The organism is Serpentinicella alkaliphila (assembly GCF_018141405.1).
Taxonomy (GTDB): Bacteria; Bacillota; Clostridia; order Peptostreptococcales; family Natronincolaceae; genus Serpentinicella; species Serpentinicella alkaliphila.
This window is the reverse complement of sequence record NZ_CP058648.1, coordinates 2,500,259-2,520,337: the sequence shown is the minus strand read 5'-3', so window position 1 is coordinate 2,520,337 and position 20,079 is coordinate 2,500,259. Positions and strand designations below refer to the sequence as shown.

The 20,079-nt window shown below is 30.3% G+C and carries 20 protein-coding genes and 1 pseudogene; 7 read left to right on the top strand and 14 right to left on the bottom strand.

The window, feature by feature from the left end:
- Window positions 1-77: 77 nt before the first annotated feature.
- On the bottom strand, window positions 78-587 hold the full coding sequence (locus tag HZR23_RS12795) for a DUF421 domain-containing protein (RefSeq protein ID WP_207667940.1): 510 nt from the start codon (window positions 585-587) through the stop codon (window positions 78-80).
- Between the two features lie 380 nt (window positions 588-967).
- On the opposite strand from HZR23_RS12795, the gene HZR23_RS12790 reads away from it, so the two are divergent.
- The gene (locus HZR23_RS12790; protein WP_132849681.1) at window positions 968-2,086 is read left to right on the top strand and encodes a tyrosine-type recombinase/integrase; all 1,119 of its coding nucleotides are present in this window, start codon (window positions 968-970) and stop codon (window positions 2,084-2,086) included.
- A 97-nt stretch (window positions 2,087-2,183) separates the two neighbouring features.
- Window positions 2,184-2,810 carry a transcriptional repressor LexA gene (gene lexA / locus HZR23_RS12785; protein ID WP_132849682.1) on the top strand — a complete coding sequence of 209 codons (627 nt, stop codon included), beginning with the start codon at window positions 2,184-2,186 and terminating at the stop codon, window positions 2,808-2,810.
- 421 nt (window positions 2,811-3,231) lie between these two features.
- On the opposite strand, the pseudogene HZR23_RS18100 reads toward lexA, so the two are convergent.
- Window positions 3,232-3,345: pseudogene (locus HZR23_RS18100) on the bottom strand (DUF4275 family protein); the annotation flags it as partial.
- Between the two features lie 112 nt (window positions 3,346-3,457).
- Here HZR23_RS18100 and HZR23_RS12775 point away from each other — a divergent pair.
- On the top strand, window positions 3,458-4,399 hold the full coding sequence (locus HZR23_RS12775) for an IS1634 family transposase (protein WP_213050264.1): 942 nt from the start codon (window positions 3,458-3,460) through the stop codon (window positions 4,397-4,399).
- A 23-nt stretch (window positions 4,400-4,422) separates the two neighbouring features.
- Here the strand turns inward: HZR23_RS12775 and HZR23_RS12770 are convergent, their stop codons facing one another.
- Window positions 4,423-5,322, bottom strand: coding sequence for an IS3 family transposase (locus HZR23_RS12770; RefSeq protein WP_249536765.1), 900 nt, complete (start codon window positions 5,320-5,322; stop codon window positions 4,423-4,425).
- A gap of 14 nt (window positions 5,323-5,336) precedes the next feature.
- Window positions 5,337-5,624 carry a transposase gene (locus HZR23_RS12765; RefSeq protein ID WP_213050260.1) on the bottom strand — a complete coding sequence of 96 codons (288 nt, stop codon included), beginning with the start codon at window positions 5,622-5,624 and terminating at the stop codon, window positions 5,337-5,339.
- 64 nt (window positions 5,625-5,688) lie between these two features.
- Between HZR23_RS12765 and HZR23_RS12760 the strand changes: the two genes are divergently transcribed.
- Window positions 5,689-6,546, top strand: coding sequence for an IS1634 family transposase (locus HZR23_RS12760; protein WP_213050263.1), 858 nt, complete (start codon window positions 5,689-5,691; stop codon window positions 6,544-6,546).
- Between the two features lie 82 nt (window positions 6,547-6,628).
- Here HZR23_RS12760 and HZR23_RS12755 read toward each other — a convergent pair whose 3' ends face one another.
- From HZR23_RS12755 to mutS, 6 genes are all read right to left on the bottom strand, one after another.
- A complete protein-coding gene (locus tag HZR23_RS12755) occupies window positions 6,629-7,210 on the bottom strand; it encodes a DUF4275 family protein (RefSeq protein WP_132848043.1) in 582 nt (193 codons plus the stop codon).
- Between the two features lie 201 nt (window positions 7,211-7,411).
- The gene (locus tag HZR23_RS12750) at window positions 7,412-8,707 is read right to left on the bottom strand and encodes a methionine gamma-lyase family protein (RefSeq protein ID WP_132848044.1); all 1,296 of its coding nucleotides are present in this window, start codon (window positions 8,705-8,707) and stop codon (window positions 7,412-7,414) included.
- An 86-nt stretch (window positions 8,708-8,793) separates the two neighbouring features.
- Window positions 8,794-9,039 (bottom strand): RNA chaperone Hfq, encoded by a 246-nt coding sequence (gene hfq, locus HZR23_RS12745; RefSeq protein WP_132848045.1) that lies wholly within the window; start codon window positions 9,037-9,039, stop codon window positions 8,794-8,796.
- 51 nt (window positions 9,040-9,090) lie between these two features.
- Window positions 9,091-10,032 (bottom strand): tRNA (adenosine(37)-N6)-dimethylallyltransferase MiaA, encoded by a 942-nt coding sequence (gene miaA / locus HZR23_RS12740; protein ID WP_132848046.1) that lies wholly within the window; start codon window positions 10,030-10,032, stop codon window positions 9,091-9,093.
- 12 nt (window positions 10,033-10,044) lie between these two features.
- Window positions 10,045-11,907: a DNA mismatch repair endonuclease MutL gene (mutL, locus tag HZR23_RS12735; protein ID WP_243098183.1), complete on the bottom strand. Its 1,863-nt coding sequence runs from the start codon at window positions 11,905-11,907 to the stop codon at window positions 10,045-10,047.
- A 9-nt stretch (window positions 11,908-11,916) separates the two neighbouring features.
- Window positions 11,917-14,550 carry a DNA mismatch repair protein MutS gene (gene mutS, locus HZR23_RS12730; protein WP_132848047.1) on the bottom strand — a complete coding sequence of 878 codons (2,634 nt, stop codon included), beginning with the start codon at window positions 14,548-14,550 and terminating at the stop codon, window positions 11,917-11,919.
- 219 nt (window positions 14,551-14,769) lie between these two features.
- On the opposite strand from mutS, the gene HZR23_RS12725 reads away from it, so the two are divergent.
- The 3 genes from HZR23_RS12725 (at window position 14,770) to HZR23_RS12715 (ending at window position 16,869) form a co-directional block, all read left to right on the top strand.
- Window positions 14,770-15,366 (top strand): TetR/AcrR family transcriptional regulator, encoded by a 597-nt coding sequence (locus HZR23_RS12725; RefSeq protein ID WP_132848048.1) that lies wholly within the window; start codon window positions 14,770-14,772, stop codon window positions 15,364-15,366.
- A gap of 20 nt (window positions 15,367-15,386) precedes the next feature.
- Complete coding sequence (locus HZR23_RS12720; protein WP_132848049.1) at window positions 15,387-15,986, top strand: hypothetical protein; 600 nt, start codon at window positions 15,387-15,389, stop codon at window positions 15,984-15,986.
- Between the two features lie 133 nt (window positions 15,987-16,119).
- Window positions 16,120-16,869, top strand: coding sequence for a DUF4304 domain-containing protein (locus HZR23_RS12715; RefSeq protein WP_165913651.1), 750 nt, complete (start codon window positions 16,120-16,122; stop codon window positions 16,867-16,869).
- Window positions 16,870-16,972: 103 nt separating this feature from the next.
- Here the strand turns inward: HZR23_RS12715 and HZR23_RS12710 are convergent, their stop codons facing one another.
- The 4 genes from HZR23_RS12710 to HZR23_RS12695 all read right to left on the bottom strand — a co-directional run bounded on the left by HZR23_RS12710 (window position 16,973) and on the right by HZR23_RS12695 (window position 20,027).
- Window positions 16,973-17,374 carry a DUF4279 domain-containing protein gene (locus HZR23_RS12710; protein WP_132848051.1) on the bottom strand — a complete coding sequence of 134 codons (402 nt, stop codon included), beginning with the start codon at window positions 17,372-17,374 and terminating at the stop codon, window positions 16,973-16,975.
- 60 nt (window positions 17,375-17,434) lie between these two features.
- Window positions 17,435-17,893, bottom strand: coding sequence for a hypothetical protein (locus HZR23_RS12705; protein WP_207667855.1), 459 nt, complete (start codon window positions 17,891-17,893; stop codon window positions 17,435-17,437).
- Between the two features lie 57 nt (window positions 17,894-17,950).
- Window positions 17,951-18,310, bottom strand: coding sequence for a DUF5412 family protein (locus tag HZR23_RS12700; protein WP_132848052.1), 360 nt, complete (start codon window positions 18,308-18,310; stop codon window positions 17,951-17,953).
- Window positions 18,311-18,419: 109 nt separating this feature from the next.
- Window positions 18,420-20,027: a cell shape-determining protein gene (locus HZR23_RS12695; RefSeq protein ID WP_132848053.1), complete on the bottom strand. Its 1,608-nt coding sequence runs from the start codon at window positions 20,025-20,027 to the stop codon at window positions 18,420-18,422.
- Window positions 20,028-20,079 lie beyond the last annotated feature (52 nt).

Sequence of the window (20,079 nt, the reverse complement as noted above, 5' to 3'; positions counted from 1 at the left end):
TAAGCAACCTATTTTGAGATACAAAATAAAAACCTAGTCACTTAATAATTTACTAGGTTTAAAATTACAATTATATATTATTTAATTATTGAGTCATCCTCTTCTGCCTTCTGAACATCCTTTAATTTATCATTTTTTTGGTCAATATATAGCTCACCATTACCTGTTATAGTTGCTAGAAATACAACTTTTACATTGCCGACTCCTTTATCTATTAATTCATTAAATAGCCACTCGTTACTTAAGTTTGGAGCTTTAAGGTTATCCTCTTGTATTCTACCATCTCTAATTAGTTCAGTAGAAATACCTTTTTTTCTTGGTCTAATGTTTAAATCTTTTAAAGTTACATTAAGATTTTCACTCTTATTTAATACACTTAATTTTCCATGGGGCTCTAGTATCGGATAATCTACTTCATTCATATCAAATATATCTTTTCCCCTTAGCTGCATCATTAAGTCATCCTGATTATATCTAAGTTTAATCATATTTTTCTCTAGAATTTTACCATTTTGAACTAATATTACCGGTTCCCCCGCAATTAACTTTATTGCAGTTACGCTTTTTAGTGTTATTATTCCTGTCAAAAGCACTAGTGAGCAATAACTATAGCACTAATAAGTACATAATTACCTTTTACTTCTGTAGTAACAAAACCCCTCCGATAGTTCCTAATGTAATACCCGTAACAAAATCAAAAAACGTAAGCTGTCCTAATAGTTTTTTGTTAGTCTAGAAAGAATAATCAAAAGTATGTATACTACAACTGGGTACATTATTGCTTGTCCAAGTTCATGAAAATCTATCAATCTAAACTAACCTTTCATATTTACAGCCTTTCAAATAGTATTTCTATTAAAACTAATATTATATATAAGCTCTGAGTCGCAATTTTCTTGGTAAAACTATACTTTTTCTTTTATTAGATTTATAATATACATATTAAATAGGAATGGAGTTGATCCTTATGTCAAAACGTAAATTTGCGATACATAATAAATCAGACAAGCCAGACAACATCGTGTATAAGGAACAAGAGATAATTGAGCAATGCATTATGATTGAAAGCCAATTACCTTCATTTATGATTGACTATTTTCTCTATTTAAAAAACGCAGTAGCCCTATCTTCTAGATTAGCTTACTTAGAAGATGTTTTGTTTTTCTGCAAATATTTAATTAATGAAACTAATCTTACAAAAGCTGGAACAACATCTGATATAACAATTGAAGATTTTAATTCAATTACATCTAGAGATATAAATAACTTCATTGGGAACTACTGTGCCCGATATATACTGAAAAATGAGAATTCAATAAAAGTAATGGAAAACAATCAAAGAACTTTATCAAGAAAAAAATCTAGTCTATCAGTACTTTTTAAATATTTATATAGAGATGAAGTTATTACTAAAAATATAACTGATGGTTTTAACCCAATTAAACTCCCAAAGCCTCAGCCTGATGCCATAAAGAGATTAGATATAGATGAAGTCGTTAGTCTTCTTGATCTAATAGATTCCGGTGAACTATTAAATGAAAAAGAAAAGGTATATTGGGAAAAAACAAAATATAGAGATAGAGCGATCTTTGTTCTCTTTCTTACATATGGTCTTAGAGTCAGTGAACTGCATCAATTAAATCTATCTTCATTTAATTTCCATAGGGGAGAGTTTAAGATATATCGAAAAAGAGGTAAAGAAGTTTTAATGCCATTAAACAAAACCTGCGAAAAGGTAATCAAAGAATATATTGAACATGGTAGGCCTAATATAGATAGTGATGATTTTGTTGATAAAGACGCACTTTTTCTTTCTTTACAAAAGAAAAGAATGACTATTAGGGCCATCAGAAATCTATCGAAAAAATATACATCCCTAGTTATGGGTCTTGATAAAGACAATGGATACAGCCCTCATAAGCTTCGTGCTACTGCAGCTACCTCACTTATCCAACAAGGCTTTTCCATCTACGATGTTCAAAATCTGTTAGATCATGATAATGTAACTACTACACAGCTATATGCAGCTCATAAAAAAGATGTTAAACGAGAAATTGTAAAGAACTTTGAGTGGCTGGATAAGTAAATATAAAGAAATACTTGCATACTCAGAACAAATGTTTGCTTTAATAGGAAAATTATGCTATACTTGCAGTATATGAGTAAAGAAGGGAGTCACTAATGTGTATGATGATTTAAGTAATAAGCAACTACAGGTGTTATCTTTTCTTAAGAGCGAGCTTAAAAGTAAAGGCTATCCCCCTTCTGTAAGGGAAATCTGTCAGTCGATTGGTATAAAATCTACTTCTACTGTTCATGGCTACTTATCAAAGCTTGAAGAAAGAGGATATATTCGTAGAGACCCAACTAAACCTAGAGCTATTGAAATTTTAGACTCTATTAATGATACAGATAGTAGTTTCTCTAAAGAGATGGTTAACATACCTATTGTCGGAAAAGTAACTGCAGGAAATCCTATTCTTGCTGTTGAAAATATTGAGGATACTTTCCCTATGCCAACAAGTTTTATTGGAAATAACGATGATGACCTTTTTATTTTATCTGTTAAAGGTGAAAGTATGATTGAAGCCGCCATTTTAGATGATGATTATATTGTAGTAAAAAAGCAAAGTCATGCTTCTAATGGTGATATAGTAGTAGCATTAATCGAAGAAGAGGCTACAGTAAAAAGGTTTTTTAAAGAAAAGGGCTGTATTAGGCTTCAACCAGAAAATAGCTTTATGGATCCTATTTACGTTAAGGATGTATCTATATTAGGTAAAGTGGTTGGCGTTTTTAGAAAAATGTAACAATTATTCAACTAAGAATATTAAGATAGGTAGACTACATATAAGTTGTTCTACCTATTTTCTATTTCTTTAAGAAGCTCTTCCAATCCTCAATTATCTGTCAATTTAATAACTATTGAGTCATTGAAAAACTTCAGAAATACGCCCTAAACTCATAAAGGTAGAGCAAATTAACCCACTCTTTTATTAAGTATTATTTATTAATAAGGCCGTTTTTTTATAAGCATAACAAATTTAAGTATTTCTTCTACTGTTGTTATACTTTCTTCACTAAAACCAAGATTTATATCTAAAGATTTTGCACTATCTATAGCTTGCATACAAAAGTTATCATTTGTTCTTTAATTAAAAGACAATTCACTACATTTCTCTTACTTTCATCAATGATAGAATTTGTAGCCATCAATAACTTAATATACTACTATTTCAGAATATCCATATTGTATGTAAAAAAATATGGTCCACATTGTTCCTCATGTGTCACAACGTAAGTCCACTGGAAATTAGTATCAACGATATATAGATCATCTTCACTATCGAAATCTGTATCCTGAGTTTATAGGTTCAAAAACTAAAAAGATGATAAAACACTTGAATTTCAGGTGTTTTTTTATTGGAAATTTCGGAAGTAATTGTTGTGTGCTTTAATGTACTGTGATATAATAAAAGAGGGTGATTTTATGTTTATTAGAGTAACTAAAAGTCCTACAGCTAAGTATAAAAAAGTATATCTTGTTGAAGGCTACCGTGACGAAAATGGTAAATCTAAACAAAGAATTATTAAATGCTATGGCAATCTTGAAGAATTAGAGGCTAATGATCCGGATATTCTACAAAAGCTAAAAGATTCTGCTAAATTGATAACTAAAAACCAAGTAAATCTAACATTGAACCTTAGTGATAGTAACGATGATATGGAAATTGATAAGAACTATGGCTACTTTTTTCTTGAAAGACTCTATAATGAGCTTAGTTTACCTCAGTTTTTTAAATCACAAATGCGTAAAAGAAAGCATGTTTTTGACTTGAATGAAGTTTTTCAATTGCTTCTATATGGAAGAATTCTGAAACCTGCTAGTAAAAAATCAACCTTTGAAAATAAAGATGAGTATTTCGAATCTTTTAAAGTAACTATAAATTCTATTTACGAGTCTCTCTCTCTAATGAAGGATATTAAAGAAGACCTACAACAACATCTTCATCAACAAGTTTCACAGATCCACGGTAGAGATACTTCACTTGTTTTCTTTGATGTAACTAACTATTACTTTGAATCAGACTTAGAAAATAATCTTAAAAAAGTTGGTATCTCTAAACAAAAAAGAACAACGCCAATCGTACAAATGAGTCTAGCAATTGATAGAGCAGGCCTACCTGTTGGGTATGATCTTTTTTCTGGTAATACCCATGATAGTACAATGCTTATTCCTGCCTTAAAGAATATGAAAAATAGATATGCTCTTGAGAGAGTAATTCTAACAGCAGACAAAGCTCTAAATAGTGGTAAAAACCTAGCTTTTCTTGTAGAAAACAATGATGGTTTGGTACTATGTCAAGAAAAAGTACAAGTTAAATTAGGATTTTTTTAATATTCTCATCATTCAACATTATGTCAACTCGCTTCTTGGTATAATTTGCTTAGCTCCTTGTTATATTCAGCTTCATACTGATTTGGAGATAAATATCCACAATGGCTATGTATTCTTACTGTATTATAAAATGCTTCTATATAGTTAAAAACCAATCGATATGCATGATTATAATCTAATATCTTGAATCTATTTATCCACTCTCTTTTAATTAATGCATGGAATGATTCTATACATGCATTATCCCATGGATTAGCTTTCCTAGAATAACTATTTATAAATTTTTCTGTAGATTTTTGATATGCTGTACATGTATATTGCACCCCGCGATCTGAATGCATAACTAATGGTTTACTTATATTCCGTGATGCCTTGGCTTTATTAATTGCTTCTATTACCCATTTTGCTTCTAGGGTAGTACTAAGCACCCAAGATATTATTTTTCTTGAATACAGGTCCATTATACTAGTTAAATATACAAACCCTTCATAGGTCCAAATATATGTAATATCAGAACACCATACTGCGTTTGGTTCGGATGGGTTAAATTCCTTATTCAATATATTAGTAAGTTCCTCACTAAAATTCGAATCTATTGTTGTAACCGTATAAGGCTTTACATATTGGGCTTTTATTCCCATTTCTCTCATATAATTACCTACTGTTTTTTCTGATATGGTTTCTCCATTTTGTTGTAATCGCTGTGTTATTTTAGGAGCTCCATAGTTCTGATAAGACTCATCATGTATTTGCTTAATTTGAACCTTTATATATTCTTTTCTTTTATTCATATCAGAAGGAACCCTTCTCTTAAAGGAATTATAACCACTCCTAGAAACGCCTAGTATTTTAAGCACTCCGCTAACATTAAGCCGGCGTTTTCCCTCTTCATTTAATTCATCTTCCTTTTGGGATGTTTCTATAAAGAGAGCCTCTGTTAGTTTCCCAGAATGCTGATTGCCTTTTTTAGTATTTCTAATGCATCCTGCGCATCTCTTAACTCTTTACGTAGTCTTGCATTTTCTTTAGCTTCATCACTTTGGTAATTACCAGATCCTCTCGTAGGCACCTCACCATTATTTGACTTTGATTCTTTTACCCAAGCTGATAATGCTGTTCTACTTACCCCCAAATTCTTTGCACAAACCATTAATCCTAAGTCTTTATGCTCTAAATAGTACCTAGCTGCATCCTCTTTAAATTCTTTTGTATACTGTTTACTCATGTCTATTCCTCCATCTTTCACTAATTTCATTATAACTTTATTTTTGGAATTTTCCACTTTCAACTTGTACTATTTATATTCTAGCACCAGTTACATAGTTTCACAAAAGGTAAGAGGTGCCTCTAAGACATTTATAAAAGAAATTCTTAAAGATGAAGGCTACGTTTATAACTCTACTAAAACTTTTAAGATTAAATCTTTCTTCAGGGAAAGAAAAACTAATAACGAAAATGGTGAGGAAATTACACTCAAAGAAAAAGTTGTATCTTTCTGGGCTGCTGATTATGATGCTAGAGAAAAACACAAAAGAGAAAAATTAGAAGAAAAAATTCAAGAGTATCTTGAAAATCCTTCGAAATATAAAGCTTCTAATCGTTATGGTGTAAAAAAGTATTTAAAAGAAATAGAGATAGATACTTATACAGGTGAAGTGGAAGATAAAAAAACGCTCTTAGAGTTTGAAGCTGCTAAGTACGAAAGAGATGTGGCCTTAGATGGGTATTATGCTCTTGTTACCAGTGAGCTTGAAATGCCTGATGAAGAAATAATTGAAAGGTATAGAGGTCTTTGGAAGATAGAAGAATCTTTTAAAGTTTTAAAGTCAGATTTAGAAGGTCGTCCTGTCTATGTTCGAAGAGAGGATAGAATAGAAGGACATTTTCTTATTTGTTTCGTAGCATTATTAATTTCGAGAATTCTAGAGAATAAACTCAAAAACAAATACTCTATTAAACGAATACAAGAGTCTCTTAGAAATGCAACGTGTAGATTTATTACCAATGGAATCTACTCACTTAATAAACAAGATGAAATTTATAGAGATATCGAAAAATTATTTGGTGTTTCTCTAAATTACAGAAATATAAGAATCGAGCAAATTCGTTCTTATAGGAAAGAAATAGTTCACAACATAAAAAAATAAAAACAAATCAGCTATGACCTAGTATTTTTAAGGTATTTAGCTGATTTTTTGTTCTTGCAACCTATAAACTCAGGATATACTACTATTTCAGAATATCCATATTGTATGTAAAAAAATATGGTCCACATTGTTCCTCATGTGTCACAACGTAAGTCCACTGGAAATTAGTATCAACGATATATAGATCATCTTCACTATCGAAATCTGTATCTTTTAGAAATGCTCCGTTCTTAAAATGATGTACAATATTATTATTTTGATAAAATGCTATAACCTCATCTTTTATTACATTATTGAATGCCTCTCTTGCCCTATTTGTCTTAAGAAAGGTCACTTTTTCATAGCTAAATATATGCCAAAGAAACTGATTAAAATAAATTTCTTTTCTCTCTTCTTCTGTCAAATTCTTTGCAAAAATTGATTCCCATTTCTCTTTAAGAGCTTTAGATCCTAAAGTGCTACATTCAATAAAAATACCTCGAGCATTCATATCCTCTAGGAGATTTTTCCTCTTGTGCTTTTGATCAAGAATAAAGAGTTTATTCAGTTTTTTTATTTCCTGATATAGCCGACAAGAAAGCTTCTCTTTTTCATCTTCTTTAGTAGTTTTATTTATCTCCTCTATTAAGGAAGCTATTAGACTTTTTTCACTTTCATAAACCAAGTATCATCACCAACTTCTTATATTGTTATCCTCACCACTTTTAAACTATATTATTTTTTAGTTTTTAACTAAAATTTAACCAGTTCTATTAGGATAGTATTAAACATAAATAGATAAAACTATGTATGAGCAATGAGTTTAAATACAGAATAAAAAAGAGACAAACTAATATATATTTGCCCCTCGCTATATGTTAAAAACTTATATTTTTATATTTTGCTTACTTAAATTTAGTATACTTTGGAATGCTCTTAAAGCCCCTAATTTTGAATGCTCATATGTTAAACCACCTTGAAAATATACGATATACGGTGGCCTAATTGGTGCATCTGCACTTAGTTCAATAGAAGAACCTTGGACAAAGGCCCCTGCAGCCATTATTACTGGATTTTCATACCCGGGCATATCCCATGGTTCTGGTGTTACATAAGAATCAACTGGGGCTGAGGCTTGAATTCCTCTACAAAAAGCTAACACCTTTTCTTCTGAGCCTAACTTAATAGATTGAATAATATCACTTCTTTTATCAGTAGGCTTTGGTTTTACATCATATCCTTCTGATTCAAATAGTCTAGAACAAAATACTGCACCTTTTATTGCTTCACAAACTACATTAGGAGCAATAAATAGACCATGAAGCATGGATCTGGTTTGTCCAAAGGTTAAACCACATTCTTTACCAATTCCCGGAGTCGTTAGTCTGTAGGATATTTCCTCTATTAAATCTCTCTTACCTACTATATAACCCCCGGTTAAGGCAAGTCCACCACCTGGATTTTTGATTAGTGACCCTGCTATAACATCAACACCTACCTCTAGTGGTTCTCTCTCTTCTAGAAATTCTCCATAGCAATTATCTACCATACAAACTACATTAGGGTTAATTGATTTAACTTTCTTAACTATTCTCTCAATTGTGTCTATATCTACAGCTTTTCTAAAACTATATCCGGTTGAACGTTGCATATATACTAGCTTAGTTCTTTCAGTAACACTACTTTTAATTTTATCTAAATCCACTTCACCATTATCTAAAAATTCAATCTGATTATATGTAACTCCTAAATTTTTAAGACTATGTCTGTAGTTTCCTCTTATACCCACTAATTCATCTAAGGTATCATAAGGCTTTGAAGTGACCGAAAGCATTTCGTCACCAGAGCCTAAGATTGAGCTTAAACAAAGACTTAGAGCATGAGTCCCGTTTACTATTATAGGTCTAACAATAGAATCTTCACCTTTAAAGACTTTAGCATAAATTTCTTCAACTTTTTCCCGTCCAATATCGTCATAGCCATATCCAGTTGTCCAGTTAAAATGTTTATCACTAAGATTACATTCTTGCATCGCATTTAAAACCTTGTACTGGTTATATTCTTTGATAGATTCTAATCTTTTGAAATCTTCAACTAACGATTCTTCTATTTCTTTCATTTTATTAAATAGCCCTTCTTCTATTCCAAAGCTTTGGGCTAGAAGATCCCTAACATTATACATACTAATCCTCCCGCTTATATACAAATAATAAACTTCCCTATTTTTATATAGAGAAGTTTTTTTCTACACATTTATTATATTATACACTATTCTGTAGCTTTTTTTATTGCTTGACTAATATTTACTGCAACATTCGGTGTTATAGTTGATACAGCATGCTTATAAATTAGCTGTTGTTTTCCATCAGAATCTAATAAGATAGTGTAATTATCAAAACCTTTTACATGTCCCTTTAACTGAAAACCATTGACTAAATATATTGTTATTGAAACATTTTCTTTTCTTATTTGATTTAGTAAAACGTCTTGTAGATTTACAACTGTATTCTTCATTATAAAATACCTCCCTTATTATGTAAGTAATACATTTCTCTAATATATATTCTATACATCCTTTAAATGTCCTCTAATAAAATTTTCAATATCTCGAATTAATTTTTCATGGGACGGATATGTAGAAATGTTGAACCATTTAATAAAATCATATCTTTTAAACCATGTTAACTGGCGTTTAGCATATCTTCTAGTATCTCTTTTAAGTATATCAACCATTTCCTCATAGGAATAACTGCCTTTAATAAACTGAATTACTTCCTTATACCCTAAACCTTTAAAAGCTACTAAATCCTCTGAATACCCTTTTTGAAGCAACCCCCTAACCTCATCAATTAAACCATCTCTTATCATTATATCCACTCTTTGGTTAATTCTTTCATATAATTCTTCACGATCTCTAGTTAGACCAATTAAAATATAGTTATAATCTTCATTTAGTGTTAAGTCAAGACTAAAGTCCTTAATATTTTCCCCGCTCTCACTATGAACCTCAATAGCTCGTACAACTCTTTTCACATTATTAGGATGAATCCTTTCAGCCACTTCAGGAGCTAGTTGCTTAAGCTTATTGTGTAAAAATTCATTCCCATTTATTCGTGCTTCCTCTTCTAACTGTTTTCTAAATTCCCAATTTGATTCTGACTGAGTAAAATCCATATTATATAAAATAGAATTAACATATAAACCAGTACCACCAACAATAAAAGGTGTTTTCCCTCGATCTGTAATTTCTTTAATTAATTTTTTTGCCCTTTCCTGAAAAAGTGCAACAGAAAATTCTTCATCTGGCTCAATTTCATCTAGAAGATAATGAGGGATATTTTCTTGTTCATCTACCGTAGGCTTTGCAGTACCAATATTCATATATTTATATATTTGCATAGAATCTGCGGAAATTATTTCACAATTTAACATTTTAGCTAAATCAATTGCCGTTGCAGTCTTACCAACAGCAGTCGGACCAGCTAATATTAGAACATTTTTTTTCAATAATATCTCTCCTTATTGAACTCTTTTAAAATTCTTTTCAATGTCATATTTTGATAAAGTTAATAATACAGGTCTTCCATGAGGACAAGTTAAAGGAGGCTCAAGTTTACTTAAATCTGAAATTAGTTTTTGAATTTCTATAGTACTTAATTTATCCATTGCCTTTATTGCTGCCTTACAGGACTTTTTTATTAATGTCTCTTCAAATATTCCATCATTAGTTTTGTTTATATCTATGGTATCAATTAAATCATATATGAATTTAAAGTTCTTAATTTGATCCATAACTATTGGAATAGCTCTAATAATATAGGAGTTTTGCCCAAAACCCTCGATATCAAAACCTAATACCTTGAATTTTTCTAAATACTTGTCAATTATAATACTTTCTTCATTCGAAAACTCTAAAACTTCCGGAGTAAGTAGCTGTTGACTTACTACCCTTCTACTTTCAAACTGTTCCCTAAGCTCGTTATATATAAGTCTTTCATGGGCCGCATGCTGATCAATTAGGTAAATTGAGTTTTCTTTTTCAATCATTATATATGTATTAAATATTTGCCCAATAATTTTATAGTCTTGAAGAACATCATATATAAAGCTATTTTGAGTTATTGCTTCTTCTTTTTCAACTACCGATTCCTGATTTTTTACTAGATTAAAAAAGTTTTTTATTTCATCAATGTCATTAGTTTCTTGAGCAATAATGTCATTAGATCTCCCAAATCCGTTAGTTTCTACTGTTTTATCTACAGTTATCGGTTTTAATTCAGTTTTAGGAAATATATTGGTCATAGTACTATTAGTTTTTTTATCAGATAAATAGTCATTACTATTATCTTTTACATAATCTTTAAGATTTATTTTAAAATCAGATACGGTTGATTCCTTAGTTAATGACTTCTTTATAGCGTCGTATATAAAATCGTATATTGCTTGTTCATCAAATACCTTTATTTCTGTTTTAGCTGGATGAACATTTATATCTATTAATGAAGGATTAATATTTAGATATAGAAAGCAAATTGGAAATCTATTTATAACTACACTACCTTTATATGCATCTTCAATTGCACTAAAAATTATTTTACTTTTTACAAATCTATTATTTACAAATATAATTTCGTAATTCCTATTACCTCTAGTATGCTCCGGTTGACTTATATAACCTTTAATCTCATATTCCTTATTACTTTCATCTACTTCAATTAAATTTTTTGCAATTTCTTTTCCGAATACATTAATAATTGCATCTCTAACAATGCCTTTTCCAGAAGTAGTGAACATAATATTATTATTGTTAATATATTTAAATGCTATATCTGTTTTACTAATAGCTAATCTTGATATTATTTCTGATATTTTACTGGTTTCTACCTGAGTACTTTTCATAAACTTAAATCGAGCAGGTGTATTAAAAAATAGGTTTTTAATTATTATTGTTGTACCTGTAGGGCAACCTACTACTTTTCTATTTACAATCCGTCCTCCGGTAATTTCCAGAAGAATACCATGCTGCTGATCCTTTGTTTTTGTAATAATCTCTACCTGGGAGACTGAGGCGATACTTGCTAAAGCTTCGCCCCTGAACCCCAAAGTTATAAGTGTATCTAAATCATTAATCTTCGTTATTTTAGAGGTAGTATGCCTCATAAATGCCTGTTCCACTTCATGCTCATTTATTCCAATACCATTATCTGATATCCTAATAAATTTTTTGCCACCTTCTTTAATTTCTACAACAATGGAGTCTGCCTTAGCATCAATGGCATTTTCTATTAACTCTTTAACTACAGAATAAGGCCCTTCTACCACTTCCCCTGCTGCTATTTGATTTATAACATTATCATCTAAAACATGAATAAAATTGATCATTTTATCCTCCTATGATTTTGTTGCCTTATTATGGAGCTTATACAAAATATTCATTGCCTCAAGGGGAGTCGTTTCAAGCAGGTTAATACTCTTTAACTGGTCAATTATTTCGTTTTCCTTTGTGTTAGGAATATATTCAACCCTTACTTCTTCAATTTTTACTTCCTCAATATTTCCTGTCTCTTTGTGCTTTTCATTAATTACTTCCCTATTTTTAGCTATATCCTTCTCTTCGAGCTTTTCCAATAGCTCCTTAGCCCTTTGAATAACTTTAGAAGGTAATCCAGCTATATTTGCCACCTGTATACCATAGCTCTTATCAGCAGAACCCTCAATTATTTTTCTTAAGAACACAATATTGTCTCCGTCCTCTTTCACTGTTATTCGATAATTTTTTACATGTTCCATTATGCTCTCTAGTTCAGTAAGTTCGTGATAGTGAGTAGAAAAGAGGGTTTTCGACATAATGTTGCAATTTAAATATTCTATTATTGCCCAAGCAATACTTAGACCATCAAAAGTACTTGTTCCCCTACCAACCTCATCTAAAATTAAAAGACTTTTTTCAGTAGCGTTATTTAAAATGTTTGCTACCTCACTCATCTCTACCATAAAGGTACTTTGGCCTTGAGATAGGTCATCACTTGCTCCAACTCTAGTAAATATTCTATCTACAATACCTATTGTTGCATTTCTAGCAGGTACAAAGGAGCCTATTTGTGCCATAAGTACAATCAACGCAACCTGTCTCATATATGTTGATTTACCCGCCATGTTAGGACCAGTAATAATTGACATTCTATTATACTTTGAATCAATAGAAGTATCATTAGCTATAAACATCTCGTTATCTAGAACCTTCTCTACAACTGGATGTCTTCCCTCTTCAATGTTTATTAATGTACCATTATTTATTTGAGGTTTAATATAGTTGTTTTCTTCTGCAACCTGAGCCAAGGAGTAAACCACATCTAGTTGGCCTATAGCTCTTGCTGTTCTTTGAATACTTTCTATATAATTACCTATAAAGTTCCTTATATTTATATATAGTTCATATTCTAATGCTACAATCTTATCTTGAGCACCTAATATTTTTGATTCTACCTCTTTTAATTCTGGGGTAACATATCTTTCACAATTAGCTAAGGTCTGTTTTCTAATAAAGCTTTCAGGTACCAAATGTAAATTAGATTTAGTTACTTCTATATAGTATCCAAATATTTTGTTATATCCGACCTTTAGTGATTTAATACCGGATTTTTCTTTTTCTTCCTTTTCAAGATTAGAAATCCAAATCCGACCTTCTGTCGTAGCTCTCCTAAGTTCATCTAATTCCTCACTATACCCACTTTTTATAATTCCACCTTCCTTAATACTTAAAGGTGCTTCATCCGCAATAGCTGTTTCTATTAAATTAACTATCTCCTCATGATCATTAAGTCCTGTAAAAAGATTTATTATGAATGAAGATTTGCAATCATTAAATAAATATTTAATATGTGGTAGCTGCTTTAATGAGTTTTTTAAACTAATCAAATCCTTTGGGTTTGCTGAACCATATGAGATTTTACCTGAAATTCGCTCAATATCATAGATCTTTTTTAAATATTCTTTTAATTCAACTCTAATAAAAACTTCGTTCTTTAAATATTCAATAGCATCAAGCCTTTCAGTTATTTTATCAATATTTATTAAAGGCTCATCAATCCATTTTCTCAAAGCTCTTCCACCCATAGCCGTAACGGTTTTATCAAGTAGCCATAATAGAGAACCCTTTTTAGATTTACCTCTAATTGTTTCTGTTAGTTCTAAATTAACTCTTGAAATGATATCTAGATCCATAGTTTCATTAGTATCATAAATAGTTAATTGATTCATATGATTTAATGTTCTTTTTTGTGTTTCACTGATATAAGCTAGTAAGGTTTTTGTCGCTTTTAAGCCTATATTATGTTCTAAAACACTATTACTTATATTAGTTATATTTAAACTCTCAACCAAACCAATTAAATCATTAATATTAATAGTTTTTATATGAAATGGGTTTAAATAGTAGTTAAAGCTTTTTTGTAGTTTTATAAGCAGCTGCTCTTTGAAACTATCTTCTACATAATATATTAATTCCCTAGGTTGTATTTTGGCTAACTCATTCATTAGCCTTGACTCTTTAGACTCGCCTACTATTTCAGTAGCAAATAACTCCCCTGTAGATATATCTGTATATGATAGTCCCCAGCCATTATTTAAATATATAACCGAAGCTAGATAATTGTTCTTCTTATCCTCTAGTAGCTGAGTATCTATTAATGTACCTGGAGTTATTACTCTAACAACATCTCTCTTTACTATTCCTACAGCAACTGAAGCATCTTCTACTTGCTCACAAATTGCAACTTTATAGCCTTTTGTCACTAATCTATCTATATATGTATCAACGGAATGATGAGGCACTCCACACATTGGTGCCCGCTCTTCTTGACCACATTCTCTTCCTGTTAGAACTATTTCTAACTCTCTTGATGCTATGATAGCATCTTCAAAAAATAGCTCATAAAAATCACCAAGTCTAAAAAATACTAAAGAATCTTTATAATTATCTTTAATTGATAAATATTGCTCCATCATAGGTGTATACTTTTTCAACAGAGATCCCCCTAACCAAACTAATAAAATTATTATAACAAATATCTTTTTTTTATACTATATATATACATAATAATACAACGTAATAAGCCAACTAACCATAGTTGTTGACAGATTCTAATCTATGATCGTATAATTATGAGTGTACTCATTTATGAGTATGCTCATAATATTTACTAAGAGGTGATTAATATTACTGGAATAAGAGATACGAAGAAAATGTTTACACGTAAAAAGATTTTAGATGTTTCTAAGGCAATATTTGAGGAAAATGGATATAAGAAAGCCAGGGCATCTGAGATAGCAAAGTTAGCTAATATCGGAGAAGGTACTCTGTTTAACTACTTTAAATCAAAAAGTGAGCTGTTTATTGCTACATTTTTTGAAAGCTTTGATGCTTCAGAATATAAAATTAATAAAACTCAGATTAACTCAGAAGAACAGTTTATTGAAGTAATTATTTCTATTATTGATTATTATGTAAATAATATTAAACAAATAGATAAACAACTATTACGAGAATATTTTTCTATTATTTATGACATTAATTCAGAATCGACTATAGCAAGACAAAACCTTATTAGTGCAGATATGGTTATTAAGAATAATCTAAATGTACTTTTTAATACCCTACTTGAATCTGAGATTAATAAAGAAGCTATTGATTTTGAAACAGCCATAGAGTGTATATATGCCTGCTCAATTAATGCTTTGAATGAATTTGTTTATGATGATGAAATAACCTATGATTTAATGTTAGCTACTTTGAGGAAACAAATAAAATTTATTATTAATGGTAATATTTTCTTTAAGTAACCTAAGGAGGGAGATATCTCATGGTAGATAAAGTGCGCATAAATTGGGAATACACAGGCAAGAGAGATTTTGCAAATGGTACATGTGCCTATTATGAAGAAAAATTTTTAGGATATCTAGGGGGTTTGTTTATTCCAGTAATACTAATTGCTATGAATATATCCAATAGGATGCAGTGGAATTACTTTCAACTAATTATTGCAGTATTTTTAGCTTTTGACTTAGGTGGAGGAATGATTAGTAACTCGTTAAATTCCGGCAAACGTTTTTATCACTCACCATCCAAGGAGTCCGAGGGTAAATTAGGTAAGTTTTTAAAAAATAAGCTTTTATTTGCTACTATCCATATCCATCCATTTATAGTTGGTATTATATTTAATAATTTTGACTGGAAATACGGACTTCAATGGTATTTAATCTTTATAATATCAGTATTAATCGTTTATATTTCTCCCTTATATTTAAAGCGCCCATTATCGATGTTCATGGTATTAATAGCTCTTTTGATTAATAGTTTTTTTATACTACCTATTGTTGGTTTTGAATGGTTTATACCTGTCTTGTTTTTAAAGATTATTTATGGTCATATGGTAAGAGAAGAACCATATAGAAAAGTATAGTTAAGATATGCAATCTAATTAATAAAACTAAATCTTTTTAGTAATTTAAATGTTACTAAAAATTGTCAAAATTCGAATTAAAAATAATTTAATACAAATCATAAATAATAATATACCTTTCGGAGTGAGACATATGGATACAGGTTATAATGAGGCTGAATTTAAAGAATTAATATCTAAATATAATTACAAAGAGATAATGCATCACACTTTTAAAAATGTAATTACTCCTCAGTTTAAGGAAAGAGGATTTAGAAAAAATAATAAGACATTCTATAAAGAAAGAGATGGGCTTATAGAAATTTGTAATGTCCAATTTTCAAGTTTTAACCATAGGACTACTTCTTCATTAACATATAATATAAGTATTGCTATACCATCACTATATAAATCTTTAGGGATTACAGTTAAAAACAAACTGGAAGCAACTGTTTTTGAAAGTAGATACGGTACAATTATTCTTTATTTAAATGGTATTCCTTCGAATTTCGATTATTGGTATAGACTAGAAGCTTATACTCCGTCAAATATCAACGAATTTGAAAGTGAAATTGATGAAAATATAAATTTACTAAGTAATCAATTGGACAGTAGATATAACATTAAGACAGGTGAAGGATTTGAAGAGGTTGTAGTAGCTGACATAGATAATTATATACTAAAATTCTTCGAATCAATCCCTGACGCAGAGACTTTATTAGACCATATTGAAAATGACGACCCTAAGGGAATAATAGATGAATCAATGATGCTACAAACATCAATGTTATACTATTCAAATGGTGAAATTGAGAAAGGAAAAAAGATATTAAATAGAATAGGTAATGGTAACTATAAAGTACTAATAGAAAGGTATACAACAGATGGTATAATAAGCTTGTAGCTTTAAATGTAAAATTATATAATTTATTTGTTTTTTAACCTCTAAATAATTATCGCATCCAAAACATAGACACTCTACTTTAATAGTGAGTGTCTAAAACATCTCAGATATAGGTATCAAACTGAAATTCTGCATCTATTTCTGCTGCAAATTTAATTATATCCCTATCTATTCCCAGTATTGGATTATCGCTAAAATATATGACAATAACAAATTTACAGGTTGTACAAAACTTATTTTGAATCATTTTTAAAATATCTGCTTTATCCTTTATAAGATTATATATTTTTCGCAGCTCAAATTCAACGTCAATTGTTTCAGCATAATCTGTTTCAATGCGCCAGCAGGTTTCCTTTCGTTTCATAGGAATACTCTTTTCGCTTCCCCCCAAAAATTCATCATCGATACAATATGCTTCAGTAGGCTGAATACCAAGCAATTTTGTTATCTCTTCTGGAAAAAAGTCATCCCCTATAATACTAAATTCTATTTTTACTTCAGACATTACTATCTCCTCGATTTCATTTCATAATAATACTAGATTTATTAGTACATTTGCTTTCAATCATAATTTATTAAAGGCACTACTAATAGATCTCTCATACCAATCAGTCGTAGAACTACTTTCATTTGTGTCTTTCCAAAATTCAGGGCCTATTTTATCTGAAATAAAAAATAAAAGGTCATGAATAGTGTCTTCATCGCCTAAGTTTTCAATGGGACCAGGGCTAAAGATATAATTTTTATTATATATTGCGTATTGTGTTACATAATCAGAGAAGTGATATGCACCATAACCATGTACTGTATTAACATTTAAATCTATCGTTTTTTTTCGTATCGACATATGGATTTCAGATAGGTACATAAAAAATCTAGAAAGGGCTAAGTACCCTTCAGCATTAGCTACAAAAGCAACACCTTCCCTATTCACATTTATTTCTAATTTTGCATCATCTGAAAAAAACGGATTAAAAGTATAATTCTTATTTTCTTTTACTTTATAACCTTTTTTATCTAACATTAATTTATCACCTCTAGATAGTTTTATATGCTTTATTCGAGACCTTTTAATCTTCTTTTAACACATATTTAATTGATATATTATGTTTTTTTGTACTTTTTTAAATATATCTCTCTTATCTCTGTCGTGTACAATAACTAGATTATTATCACTTTCCCAATATATATTAATAAACTCAGAACCACTACCTATAAATATATTTCCAGCTCTATTGTTGTATTTTTCACTTTTCTTCAGTATAGAAACCTGGGTACTAAAGTCAGTGGTTGCTCCGGCGTCCCTTATAAAGGGATAAGCAACGTACTCACCACTAGGTGAATCTACCTTTTTCACAATTGTATTTTCAGCTGTACATCCAAATACCAAAAGCATTGTTATAAGTGTTATTGCAGAAGAGATTATTATTTTAACTTTCAATTTTATACCTAACTATTTAACCTCCACTAATCAATTATTATAAAGTATTATTTCCACTTATGTTGGAAATTAACTAGGCCACCCAAAAATGAGTGGCCTTAATTTTAATTTAATTATTAGGTCTTATCTCTAAGTTGTTAAATCTTGATAAATTAATATTACCAGAAGGACTATCATAATAGCTTATATTCACCCTATCCCCTTCTTTAGTTAAAGGTAATTGATTACTCATAGTTAGTGGGGCTATAAAAATCTTTTCTCTCATAGTATCAAGAAGAATATAATAGTAAGTGCTTCCGTCTATAATAGAACTCCCTACTCTAACTACTCTACCTTCTAAATTTACTTCATCATACACATTTTCAATAGGTGTCCATTGTCCCCTATCTCTTAGTCTACTTACATAATTAGAACTTGCTTGATTTTTAGTTTCCCCTATACCAACAATACTATAGTCCCTAACATTAACAAAGGCATATTGTTTTATTAAGCCCTGTCTATCAAGAAGTGTCATATAATAAGTTGGTTCACCCTCTAAATTTATTAGTATCGGGAAAGTAGCATCATACTCGAATTGCTGTACAGCCCCCTCAGCTGATCTCATAGCAGAGGTTTCAGTGGCACCAGAAATCTTATAAAGGACTGTTTCTTTGCTTCTAGTATCTACGAGCATAAAACCTATGGTTGATTCATCAGCCCCAGCAGATGTTACGCCTGTGTAAAAATAGCTTCTACCTTCATTATACACAGTATTTGTTCCTTCAGTAGTTTGTAGCATCCCTCTTTTAGAAGGGTTCCACCATCCATTTACTAATCTTCCCCAATAATTTATTTGATCTATCGCGATATATTGAGGTATTGCACGATCAACCCAAGCAGGCATATTTTCTAAGCTATATTCCTCGATATCTCCAGTTTGTGGATCTATAATTAGAACACCTATTGGGTCTGCTCCAGAAGTACCTACCTTGTTTTTGTATAAAGTTACAACCCAGTAAGGATTAAAATTATCATCTAATTCAAAAGAAAAGTCAGTTAATCCAACATTTCTATATCCAGACCTATATATTTTTCTATAAAGATCATCACTAAAATAAGCACTTGGTTGATATTTTATTCTAATTGGCTCCCCATTAACTTCCTTAACTAATCTAACCTCTCTCTGATTAGCTGCGTTAATTATGACATATCCGGGTGTGCCCTCTTTATTGTCCCTCCATCTGAAAAAACCAGAATGTGCTAACGGTGCAACGTAATAAAGCTCACCATCCACATGATTTGCCCAAAACTCCTTTAAAGTTACTTGGCTTCCTAAGGCCAAGTCTTCCCCAAGACGTTTATCTCCTAAGTTAAGGGCCATTCTTGGTGTAACCTCTGGTAGCTTTGATAAATCAACTGGAGAAATTTCTAAATTGAATTCCTTCTCTTTAATATCTCCAATTAAATAACGCTTCTCTTGATGTTTAAATATACTACTACTTCTAAAAAATTGAACCACCATTATAACTATTACTAATGCAACTAGAATTAAACTTGAATATGCTACTTTATTTCTTAATAAGGAAATTGTAACTACTGATATAATAACTGCAAATATTAATAGTACAAATAACGTAAAAGAATGGTTTAATAACCATACGGGCATTAGGATATAATCTGTAAATACTAAAAGTACAATAAATAAAATTGAAAATGCAATAATACCAAGTTTTTTCAATCTTTTTCCTCCTTTAAATTACAATAAATACTCTCTTATATTACACTTTCGA

What these genes read in the sequence shown, in the direction of transcription:
- HZR23_RS12765 (WP_213050260.1), bottom strand. Translation starts at nt 5,624, where the DNA reads ATGAGTAAACAGTATACAAAAGAATTTAAAGAGGATGCAGCTAGGTAC.
- mutL (WP_243098183.1), bottom strand. Translation starts at nt 11,907, where the DNA reads ATGATCAATTTTATTCATGTTTTAGATGATAATGTTATAAATCAAATA.
- HZR23_RS12720 (WP_132848049.1), top strand. Translation starts at nt 15,387, where the DNA reads ATGGTAGATAAAGTGCGCATAAATTGGGAATACACAGGCAAGAGAGAT.
- HZR23_RS12750 (WP_132848044.1), bottom strand. Translation starts at nt 8,707, where the DNA reads ATGTATAATGTTAGGGATCTTCTAGCCCAAAGCTTTGGAATAGAAGAA.
- hfq (WP_132848045.1), bottom strand. Translation starts at nt 9,039, where the DNA reads ATGAAGAATACAGTTGTAAATCTACAAGACGTTTTACTAAATCAAATA.
- HZR23_RS12790 (WP_132849681.1), top strand. Translation starts at nt 968, where the DNA reads ATGTCAAAACGTAAATTTGCGATACATAATAAATCAGACAAGCCAGAC.
- HZR23_RS12705 (WP_207667855.1), bottom strand. Translation starts at nt 17,893, where the DNA reads ATGTTAGATAAAAAAGGTTATAAAGTAAAAGAAAATAAGAATTATACT.
- HZR23_RS12715 (WP_165913651.1), top strand. Translation starts at nt 16,120, where the DNA reads ATGGATACAGGTTATAATGAGGCTGAATTTAAAGAATTAATATCTAAA.
- HZR23_RS12725 (WP_132848048.1), top strand. Translation starts at nt 14,770, where the DNA reads ATGTTTACACGTAAAAAGATTTTAGATGTTTCTAAGGCAATATTTGAG.
- HZR23_RS12710 (WP_132848051.1), bottom strand. Translation starts at nt 17,374, where the DNA reads ATGTCTGAAGTAAAAATAGAATTTAGTATTATAGGGGATGACTTTTTT.
- HZR23_RS12775 (WP_213050264.1), top strand. Translation starts at nt 3,458, where the DNA reads ATGTACTGTGATATAATAAAAGAGGGTGATTTTATGTTTATTAGAGTA.